3 protein-coding genes are annotated in these 3,256 nt (G+C 68.2%); 1 reads left to right on the forward strand and 2 read right to left on the reverse strand.

Features of this window, described 5'->3' with window-relative positions; all coding sequences use genetic code 11:
- Positions 1–1,193 precede the first annotated feature (1,193 nt).
- Together E1286_RS46570 and E1286_RS46575 are read right to left on the reverse strand one after the other, a co-directional pair.
- A complete protein-coding gene (locus E1286_RS46570; protein ID WP_132623740.1) occupies positions 1,194–1,613 on the reverse strand; it encodes an ATP-binding protein in 420 nt (139 codons plus the stop codon).
- Between the two features lies 1 nt (position 1,614).
- Positions 1,615–1,965 (reverse strand): STAS domain-containing protein, encoded by a 351-nt coding sequence (locus E1286_RS46575; RefSeq protein ID WP_043629845.1) that lies wholly within the window; start codon positions 1,963–1,965, stop codon positions 1,615–1,617.
- Positions 1,966–2,374: 409 nt separating this feature from the next.
- Here E1286_RS46575 and E1286_RS46580 point away from each other — a divergent pair.
- A partial coding sequence (locus tag E1286_RS46580) for a DEAD/DEAH box helicase (RefSeq protein ID WP_246075745.1) occupies positions 2,375–3,256 on the forward strand: 882 nt, incomplete at its 3' end.

The following is a 3,256-nucleotide window of genomic DNA, read 5'->3' on the forward strand; positions in this document are numbered from 1 at the left end:
GCCCTGGACCGCCTCGGCTTTCCCGTCCTGGGCCCGCCTCCGTACTCCCGTCCTGGGCCCGCCCCGGGTTTCACCACATCCATGGCTAGGAAGGTAAGCAGGCCCGATGTAAGCACCTCAGCCCATTCCAACAGCACAACCACACGGCGGAAGGCGAGACCGCCTCACCCCCTGCCGAGATGGCGGTGCGGCTCTCGCCCACGTTGCCGATCAGCGCGCCCTTCCAGCCGGAACGGATGCCGGCGAGCGCGGTGTAGTGATGGTTATGGATCGGGCATAGAAACGCCGGCCGACCAGGTCGTCCATACGAGGGCAGAGTGAGCAGAACAGCGCAGCCGGTAATTTTGCCGTCTGGACATGGCCGTCTGGACATGGCAGGTGCGCCCACGGATGGTGTTTGCCATCTTGTGCTTGGACAGGTTCGGCGCGTTTGCGTCCAGCGCGTCCCCAGGGCTGCGGGCACCGCAGGCCGCACGCCAGGCCAGGCACCGCAGGCCGCACGCCAGGCCAGGCACCGCAGGCCGCAGGCCGTGCCGAGGGGTCAGCCGGGGCGGGGTGCTTTCCCGCTCGATGGCCCGCGGGTCGTGCCGAGTGCTGATGGCTAGCGTGGCACGCTGTCTGCCCCCCGCCTGCTGGTGCCGACCGGCAACACGGTGCGTCAGGGCGGCCGGTCCAGACCACCTCGGATGGTTTCCTCCAGGCCCTCAATCGGGCTGCAAGAGCCCGCCGCCCTCGGTCGAAGCGCTTGGGACCATGGGCGGCCTTCCGAGCCCGCAGGAGTGGATTCCTGGTGTCCGTAATCGCCGGGGGTTTCAGGTGCCCGAAAAGCCGGTGCGTCATCCGGCTGATCCATGTCACGGCGGCCGAGCCCACCATGCGCCGTGACGGCGGCCCGCCCCGTGCGGGTCAGCGGGCGTCTCCCTGGAAGTGCTCAGCCACGGTCGGCGGGGGGTGTGCCGTCGGCTCCGCCGTACACGATGCGGGTTTTCGCCCTGTACGGCGGGACACCGCGCACCCGCGAGGGCGCCCAGCGGCGAGGCGGGCGCCAGGCATCCTCACGGGCACGCTCGACCACCACCCGAGCCCCACGAGAGTCTGCCGCTCAAATCCAGCCGAGGGCAGTCGAGACGCAGCAAGAAGCCGTCAGCCGGCCGAGGCCGCACCGGGCCTGGGCCGGCACACCGGCACGGCGGTCACACCGCCACGGCGGCGGGCCAGCTCATGCGGATGTTGGTCCCCTTGGGGCTGGGGAACACCTCGACGTCGTCGGCCAATCCTTCGATGACCGCGATGCCGAAGTTGGACATGAACGAGTCAGAGAGCATGCCGAGGTCGAGGGGCTGCTCCTGCTTGATTTCCTCGCTGGGGGCCTGGTCGCTGACCGTGACCTCGAAGCGTCCGGAATCGTCACGCAGCTCGATGCGGATGGGCTCACCCGGACAGTGGACCCGATGCGCCTCGACTGCCCGGGAACACGCCTCACCCACGGCGAGCCTGACCTCGTCCAGCAGGGATTCCTCCACGCCGGTGCGGCGAGCGATCGCCGTCGCCACCAGCCGGGCGGTGCGCACATGCGCGGGGAGGGCGCTGAACGTCAGCTCGACGGTAGCCATGCTACTTGTCTTTGCCGTGAGCTTCCTTGGCCTCGTCGACCGAAGCGTAGATCCCGAAGACCTTCGTCAGACCGGTGATCCGGAAGATCTTGAGAATCCGCTCCTGGGTGCAGACCAGCTCGAGCGAGCCGTCGTGGGCACGGACCCGCTTGAGCCCCCCGACCAGGACACCGAGGCCCGTGGAGTCGAGGAAGTCGACCTTCTCCATGTTGACGAGAAGGTGGAAGTTGCCCTTGTTGACCAGGTCGATGAGGAGCTCACGCAATCTCGGCGCCGTGTAGACATCGATCTCACCCTCGACCTCCACGATGGTGAGTCGGTCTTCGGTGCGGTGATCCAACTTCAGATCCACAGATCCTCCAGCGCCTCGCCTGCGAAACTACCCTTTTGGGACTGGCAATCTGGAACGTGGCCCCAGACTGTCCGATCCTGACGCGCGGCATTCAACCACGCGCCTGGCTTGTGTCTATACGAAATCACGATTCCCGGCGACTTTGCCCAACGATGCAAGACTAGAAACAGTGACTTCCTCCGCATCCTCCCCACAACAAGCAGGTCCACTCCTCCACCACCTGCTTGGTGTTCCCGCACGTCACGACCGTGTAACCCATGTGGAGCATGTTCCAGCACGTCGGGCGGGGCACGCGCGCTGGCCGGAATGGACGCCGGACCTGCTCATTACGCGCTTGGCGAACCACGGCGTCACAGGACTCTGGCCCCACCAGTACGAGGCCGCCGACCTGGCATGCCGTGGCCGAAACGTGATCATCTCCACGGGTACGGCGTCGGGGAAGTCGCTGGCGTACCTGACTCCCGCGGTCGCATCCTGCCTCGACGGCGGCACCATCCTTTACCTAACCCCTACCAAAGCCCTGGCCGCCGACCAGCTCCGCGCCCTGCGCGAACTGCGCATCACCCAGGTGCGCGCGGCCTGCTTCGACGGCGACACGCCGTTCGAGGAACGCACCTGGGTCCGCCAGCACGCCAACTACGTCCTGACGAACCCGGACATGCTGCACCGCGGCATCCTCCCCCGCCACGCCCAGTGGTCGTCCTTCTTCCGCCGCCTCCGCCTGATCGTCGTGGACGAGTGCCACGGCTACCGCGGCGTCTTCGGCTCGCACGTCGCCCAGATCCTGCGCCGCCTGCGCCGCGCCTGCGCCCGGTACGGCTCCCAGCCCACCTTCCTGCTCGCCTCGGCCACGGCCAGCGAGCCCGGGGCGTTCGCGAAGAGACTGACGGGCCTTGAGATGGACGAGGTGACGGTGGACGCCTCGCCCAAGGGCTCGACGACCATCGCGCTGTGGGAGCCGCCTCTGACGGAGCTTCGAGGCGAGGGAGGCGCACCGGTACGCCGTACGGCGACGGCCGAGGCCGCCGACCTGCTGGCCGACCTCGTCCTGTCCGACGTACGCACGCTCGCCTTCGTCCGTTCGCGCCGCGGAGCGGAAACGGTCGCCCTGTCCGCCCGCGCCAAACTCTCCGACGTCGCCTTCTCCCTCACCCCCCACCGAACCGCCGCCAACCCCACGGAACCGTCTCGTACGGACAACGCCCGGAGTCGCCGACGGGACCCCGCCCTGCCGTCCCCCAGCGACAGCTCACCCGATCGCCACCGAGCCCACGAGACCCTAAGACACCTC

Origin of the sequence: Nonomuraea terrae (genome assembly GCF_004348995.1) — a bacterium.
GTDB classification, from domain to species: Bacteria; Actinomycetota; Actinomycetes; order Streptosporangiales; family Streptosporangiaceae; genus Nonomuraea; species Nonomuraea terrae.